This is a genomic window from Thioclava dalianensis (assembly GCF_000715505.1).
Lineage (GTDB): Bacteria > Pseudomonadota > Alphaproteobacteria > Rhodobacterales > Rhodobacteraceae > Thioclava > Thioclava dalianensis.
In genome coordinates this window covers 21,998-28,619 of sequence record NZ_JHEH01000036.1, presented here as the reverse complement: position 1 = coordinate 28,619, position 6,622 = coordinate 21,998, and the positions used below count along the sequence as shown (strand labels likewise).

The following is a 6,622-nucleotide window of genomic DNA, read 5'->3' as shown; positions in this document are numbered from 1 at the left end:
CACAAGCCGCGTCAATAACTTGACGATGCCGTTTCCCGTTGAAGCTGACGGCCACCGGCGGCGCGATTGGCGGGCTGATGTCGAGCTTTACCGCGACGACGGATGCGGGCCGCCAGCTTGACTGGACAGCCGGGGCGATTTCCGGTCTGGTCAACGGCGCGCAGGCCGAGGGGCTTACCGGCAATGGCGCTCTGGGGTCGGCCCTGTTTGCCACCGCCCAGCCCGGCGTCACGCCGGCTGCGGGCAATACCGGCTCTGCCGTGCTCGCGCCAAGCGTGAGCGATCCCAGCGCGCTGCCATCGAGCGGGCAGGGCTACACGCTGAGCTACTCCGCCAGCGGCTGGAGCGCGACGGTGACCGGAACCTCTCAATCCTATGCGCTTGGCTCCTCCAGCTCGCTGACGCTCAACGGAATGAATATCGCAGTCACCGGCATCGCCAACCCTGGTGACAGTTTTCAGGTTGCGCCCCAACCGGGTGCGGCGGCCGCGATGCGCGTCACCACGACAAACCCGGCAGATCTTGCGGTCGCCGATCCCTATGTGCTGAGCGAAGGCTCGGTCTCGACCTCGGGGCAGGTGACGAATAGCAATGCGGGCACGATCAGCGAGTCCAGCGATACGGTGCTTGCAGCGCCCGGCAGCGGAGCGGCGGTGGGGCCCGCCAGCGCGTTCGGCGATACGTTCGAGTTACGGTTCACCAGTAACTCAGCCTATGACGTGGTTGATACGACCACGGCGACGACGCTGGCCAGCGGCACGTTCAGCGGAGGCAGCACCGATATTGCGATGGCCTACCCGTCGGGCTCTGCTTCGGCCGGCCGCTACTGGCAGGTCAGGCTGAGCGGGGCACCGGCGGCGGGCGATGTGGTCACGCTAAAGCCGGGTGGGCTTGATAGCGGCTCCAATGCGCAGCGCATGTCCGATATCTGGCGCGCGTCCGACACCGCGCTGCCGGGCGGATCCGTGCAGGGAGCGCTGAGCGCGTTGATTGGTCGCACCGGGGCGGCCTCGTCGGCGGCGACGGCGCTGTCGGGCAATACGGCGAGCAACCTGTCAACCGCACAGGCCGATCTGAGCGATGTAGCGGGGGTCAATCTGGATGATCAGGCCGAGCAGCTATCCGAATACCAGCAGGCCTATCAGGCGGCGGCGAAAGTCATCACCACCGCCGAGGCCATGTTCAAATCCCTGATCAACGCCGTCTAGGAGCTGACCCGTCATGGACACGACATTCTTTACCGCCGCGGGCCAAAGTTTTGCCGCACAGGAAACCCGGATCGAACAGCTTGAGGGGGAGGTCGCCACCGGCAAGGCGGTGACCACCGCCGCAGCGGACCCGGCCGCCTATGTAGGTGCACAACAGGACGCCGCCACCGTCAAAGCGCTCGATGCGATGGATGCAAGCCAGGTCAATATCCAGCAAAATCTTGACTCTGCCACAGCAGCGCTCGGCAATGTCGCAACCGCACTCGATCATGTGCAAAGCATCGCGCTGCAGGCGATGAGCGGGACCAGCAGCAGCGACGATTTCGCGGCACTCAGCGAGCAGGTCGGCGAGGGCCTTCAGCAGATCATCGGCCTTGCGAACACCCAAAGCAGCAACGGCAATTACATCTTCGCGGGCACGGAAAAGCAGACCCGGCCCTTCGTCGAGACGCCCGGCGGGGCGGTCTCAGCTATGTCGGCAATGACGGCACGTCGACAGTCGAGATCTCGCCCGGTGTGACGGTCAATGCCGCGCTCAGCGGCTCGATCTTCACCAATGCGCTGAGCGGCAACAGCTATGCCTCGGTTGCTGCGGCCTCGGGCAATACCGGCTCGGCCACGATCCTTGCGACGGGCATTGGCAACACCGCCGCCGCGATCGCCTTTCAGCAGTCCAGCACGCCGGTCACGCTCAGCTTTGCCAGCTCGGCCAATGGCGCGATGACCTACACCGCCATCTCGGGCAGCGCGACACTTGCCAGCGGCGTGGTGAATACCAGCGATGGCGCCACCCCAACGATCTCGGTCGACGGGGTCCAGCTTACACTGTCAGGCGCTCCGGCCAATGGTGACAGTTTCGCCGTCAAACCGTCACGGCCGCAATCAATCTTTGCCATGGTCAAGGGCATCCAGCAGGCATTGGCAGCCCCCGGCACGACCCCCGCGGCGCGTGCGCTTACCCGTCAGAAAATCGGCAACGCGCTGGGAAGTATCGTACAGTATCAGCACAAGCTGTCTGGTGCCTCGGGCAAGGCGGGGGTGATCTTGCAGGCCACTCGCAGCGCCGCGACGGCCAATGCACAGGGCAGCACGAGAGCACAGAGCAATGCCAGTGATCTGGTTTCGGCGGACATGCCAAAAGTGCTCACCGAACTGCAAGACCGGAGCGCCACGTTGCAGGCCGCGATGAAGGCCTTTTCGGTTGCCTCGCAACTGTCCCTGTTCAAATATCTCTGAAACGGAATCCCGATGCCGGATATGCGAAAGATCGCCCCTCAAGCCATTCTGGTCGCGGGCTATTACCGAAGCGGTACATCGGCGCTGTGCGGTGCGCTTGCCGATCTCGGGGTGCAGATCACAAGCGACGCGCAGGCCAACGAAGCCAACCCCAAGGGCTTTTTTGAGTCGACCGAGCTGATCAAGTTCGACATCCGGGTGCTGGATACGATGAACTCCTATTGGAGCGATCTGTCCGATCTGCCAGAGGGGTGGATCGATCGCGCCGATATCCAGCTTCAGCGCGACGTGCTGGCGGAAATGCTGACGCGGCAGTTCAAAGACGCTCCGCTGGTGGCGGTAAAGCATCCCCATCTGTGCCGGCTGCTGCCGCTTTACCGGCAGGCGATCGCGGATATCGGCTATGAGGCGAAAGTCATCCACACTCACCGCTCGCCCTATGCGATGGCGACCAGTCAGGCGACCAAGAACAACATGACGCGCGCGCATGCGGTTGCGCTCTGGTCCAGCTATATCACCTCGGCCGAGCGGCTTGCCCGGGATGTGCCGCGCGGCTGGGTGCAATATCACGATCTGCTGCATGATGCGGACACGACGGTGCGCAAGACACTTGGCGATCTTGGCATCGAGACCCCCGGCAGCGCCGGTGTCGGTTTCATCACCAAGTCCCTGAACCGGTCGGAAAAGGCCGACCCGGAGGGGCTTTTCCAGCCTCTGGCGCAGCTCGTGGCCGACATCGAAACCGCGATCCATGATCAGGCTGAAGCCACGATCTGGGACGATCTGCGCCGCCGCAGCGCCGATATCGCCGGGTTCGTCGACGAATTGGGGCGGTCCGGCAACCGCTCGGCGCCGGGGGTAGGGCAGGGAATGCAGGTCCGGGCCCCGGGCGGGCGCGCCATCAACCTGGCAGGTGCCACTAAGGCCCATCCGGTGCGACCCTCGGAACGTGGCGATGTCTCCGAGCGCGCCCGCGTCAGCGCATTGTTGGAGCGGATGGCCCGAGAGGGCGGACCGGTTCCCGGCGTAAGCGTGATGATCGCCTGTCCGCACGGGACCACCCAGGCCCAGATGAAAGATACGTTGGAATCGATTGCGCAGAACTGGCACCAGCCTGCGGTCAAGCTGGCCTATTGTGTCGCCCCCGCCTTCGATCTGTCGCAGCTTGGCCTGACGATGGATTACCGTTTTGAGACGGATGTGGCGATGATCACGGCCCTGTTCGAAGCAATGTCTACCGCCAAAACCGATTACGTCGCGATCCTAAACGCGGGCGATATGCTGGAACCCGACGCGATTGCGCGTTTCACGCTGCGCGCGGCGGCGTCGCGCGCCGATATGCTGTATTGTGACGAAATTGCACCGAGCCAGTCCGGCCCCTGGATCCGCGCGAAGCCCGCGATGTCGATGTCGCGACTATTGGAGTCGTGTTTCGTGGGCGATTGGGTCTGGTATCGGCGCGCCGCCGTGGCCGCGCTTGGTGGGTTCCGCCCGCAGGGCTATCCCGGCGCCGAAGAACAGGATATGCAGATCCGCCTCACCGCAGCGGGCAAGACCGTCGAGACACTTCCCGAGGCGCTGTTTGTTCGTGGCGAAAACACCCGGCGTGACAGCGTGCCGCTTGAACAGGCAACCCAAAGCGCACAGGCCGCAATCGCGGCGCATCTCGAGACCCGCGGGATCGCGGCATCGGTGCGTCAGGGCAGCATGCCGGGGCTTTTCGTCGTCGAGCAGCCCGGCGCGCGCGATCCGGCGGTGACGGTGGGGGTGCTGTGCAAGCCGCAGGTCACCCCCGATGTGGCGCAGGGCATGGTGAACCGCCTGCTGCCCCATCACGACGGTCAGGCCTCGCGGATCGTGTTCATCCGGCACGCAGAGATGACCGAAGCGATGACCCGGTTCCTCGATCAGATCGACGCCGAGGTGACCCCGAGCCATCCCTCGATCACGGTCGTTTCAACCGAGCCCTGCCTCGGCGCGCTGATCGCAAGGTTGCAGCGCGTTGCACCGGCCAATCATGTTGCCTTGGTCGATCCGGTCTCGGCCCCCTCGACGAATGATCTGCTGGCCCGGCTGGTCGCCTTGCTCGACACCGAGGAGACCGCCGGGGTGATTGCCCCGCTGGCGTTTTTCCGCGATGGCGAACGGAGCGCGCGCCTGCACGGCCCGCTGCTGTTTGGCGCCAGCGACCGGATCGGCGCAGGCTATGAGGCCGCCGCGCCCGGCCCTGGCGGCTGGCTCGCCACGACCCAGCCGGTGGATGCGCTCGATGGCGCCGTGGTGCTTGTACGCCGCGACGCCTTATTTGATCAGGGCGCGGACAACTGGGTCACGCTCTGTGCGAGCCTGTACCATGCGGAACGGGCGCTTGGAGCGTTCTGGACACCGCATATGCAGGTCGAAATCCCTGATCCGGGCACGACGCCCGATCACGCGCTGGAGGCCGCGCGCGCCCAGCAATACCGTGGCGCGCACCATCACCCGGCGATGACGGTGTCGGGCTCACCGCTGATGCTGGAGGGCCGCTACGGGCTGGTTGACAGCGACGGCGCAGTGCTTGTCAGCTCAACCGATCTGGGCGATGACGCGAAGGCGATAAGCTGGGCCCGGTTCATGCGTGCCCAGGCCCAGGTTCAGGCGGCCATCGTCGGTGAACCGCTTGATGCGCCTTCGGTTTTGCGGGCCAAAGCGCAAGGCCGCCGCTGGGTCCGCATCAACCCCCGCTCGGTCCTCACCGATCCCGCAAACGCCTGCGAGATCCGCGCGGATCTCACCTATTGGTCGGTCCTGCCCGGCACCGAAATGCGCCCGGTCGTGCTGGCGGCAGATCATTGCGTTGCGTCCTCGCGCGCCCTTGCGGCACGGTTGCGCGGAATGGGCGCGCGTAACGTCTCGGTTCAGCCGCCACGGCTGACGCGTGACGTCTGGACCGCCTTCAAGCCATCCTATGCCAAGACCCGGCCCGCGATTGTGTGGGTCGAGGAAACCGGCATCGATGTGCCCTGGATCGATCAGTTGATCGCACAGACCGGAGACGTGGTGTCCTGGACCGTGGCCACCCGGTCGCGGCGTGATTTTGCAGGCACCGTCGCGCGCCGTCCGATCCCGGCCTTCGAGGAAGACTGGGCCCGGATGTTCGCCGAGATCGGCGCATCGATCCTCGTGCGCCCGACACCGGGAGCCAACTGGTGCGACGATCATATCGTACGGATCGCGCTGGCCGCAGGCTGCCGGGCGATAGTGGGCAAGGAACCCGAGCTTGGCTCCGACATCGCGCCGCTGATCGACAAGACGCTTTCCTCGGACGGGCTGACGCGCTGGGTAAAGACGATCGAAGCGGCGGCGCGGGACACTCCCGAAGACGCGGTGCGCCGGACCTTGCTTGATCTGCCTGATCTGTGGATCGAGAACGCCGCAGTTGAACAGAGCTGGCTGGCACCCTCAGAGATGTCGGCGGGCGCGCATGATGCGGCGTGAGGCGTTTTTGATCGGAGCGCTGGCGATGTTTGGCTCAAGCGCGGCCGGTGCGACCACGCTTGAGCCCGCCGCCGCAATCGAGACGGCGATCCGCTCGCAGTTGCACGGCAAAAGCGCCCAGATCATGGCCAATGGCGGCGCGATGATGCCAGCATGCCAGACCGCGCTGTCGGTGAAATGGCTGCCCTCGGGGAGTGACGATTTTCGGACCGCTGCGGTGTCCTGCGCCGCGCCCTCCTGGACGATCTATGCCGGGGTGAAGATCGCGACGCAGCAAACCGCCTTGATCGCAACGCGGGCGATCGCGGCGGGCGGTGTGATCGACACCACGGACACTGCGATGGCCAAGGTGGCAGGCGCGTCTCTGCATGGCACGGCGCTCAGCGATGATGCGCTAACCGACGCCCCCCGGACCACCCGCGCGATTGCAGCGGGCGCCCCGATCACGCGGGAGATGACCGATCTGACAACGGTGATGCAAGCCGGTGAGACGGCAACGGTGCAGGTCAATCTTGCCGGGCTGAGCGTGACGGCGACCGGCAAGGTGCTGCAAGATGGCGCGGTGGGCGACGCGATCGCCGTGGAGAACGCCGCCACCCATCGCCGGCTCACCGCCACCATCGTGCGCCGCGCGCCCGCACGGCCGGGCACATTCGTGCTTGTGCCGCAACACTGAGACGACCGATGAACACCTGTTTCGA

The 6,622-nt window shown here is 65.4% G+C and carries 5 protein-coding genes; all 5 read left to right on the top strand.

The features are described 5' to 3' along the window. Window positions 1-38 precede the first annotated feature (38 nt). From DL1_RS17785 to flgA, 5 genes are read left to right on the top strand one after another with little or no spacing between them, the layout of a single operon-like run. A complete protein-coding gene (locus tag DL1_RS17785) occupies window positions 39-1,208 on the top strand; it encodes a flagellar basal body rod C-terminal domain-containing protein (protein WP_038068832.1) in 1,170 nt (389 codons plus the stop codon). Window positions 1,209-1,221: 13 nt separating this feature from the next. Then, on the top strand, window positions 1,222-1,728 hold the full coding sequence (locus DL1_RS17780) for a flagellin N-terminal helical domain-containing protein (protein ID WP_038068829.1): 507 nt from the start codon (window positions 1,222-1,224) through the stop codon (window positions 1,726-1,728). Beyond that, the gene (locus DL1_RS17775) at window positions 1,725-2,444 is read left to right on the top strand and encodes a hypothetical protein (RefSeq protein ID WP_038068827.1); all 720 of its coding nucleotides are present in this window, start codon (window positions 1,725-1,727) and stop codon (window positions 2,442-2,444) included. Before DL1_RS17780 ends, DL1_RS17775 begins: the two co-directional genes overlap by 4 nt. 12 nt (window positions 2,445-2,456) lie before the next feature. Further along, window positions 2,457-5,921 (top strand): hypothetical protein, encoded by a 3,465-nt coding sequence (locus tag DL1_RS17770; RefSeq protein ID WP_038068825.1) that lies wholly within the window; start codon window positions 2,457-2,459, stop codon window positions 5,919-5,921. After that, window positions 5,908-6,597, top strand: a complete 690-nt coding sequence (gene flgA / locus DL1_RS17765; protein WP_038068823.1) for a flagellar basal body P-ring formation chaperone FlgA — start codon at window positions 5,908-5,910, stop codon at window positions 6,595-6,597. Before DL1_RS17770 ends, flgA begins: the two co-directional genes overlap by 14 nt. The last annotated feature ends 25 nt before the right edge of the window (window positions 6,598-6,622 follow it).

Excerpts from the sequence above, each read along its gene's own strand:
- DL1_RS17780 (WP_038068829.1), top strand. The coding sequence starts at position 1,222 with ATGGACACGACATTCTTTACCGCCGCGGGCCAAAGTTTTGCCGCACAG.
- DL1_RS17770 (WP_038068825.1), top strand. The coding sequence starts at position 2,457 with ATGCCGGATATGCGAAAGATCGCCCCTCAAGCCATTCTGGTCGCGGGC.
- flgA (WP_038068823.1), top strand. The coding sequence starts at position 5,908 with ATGATGCGGCGTGAGGCGTTTTTGATCGGAGCGCTGGCGATGTTTGGC.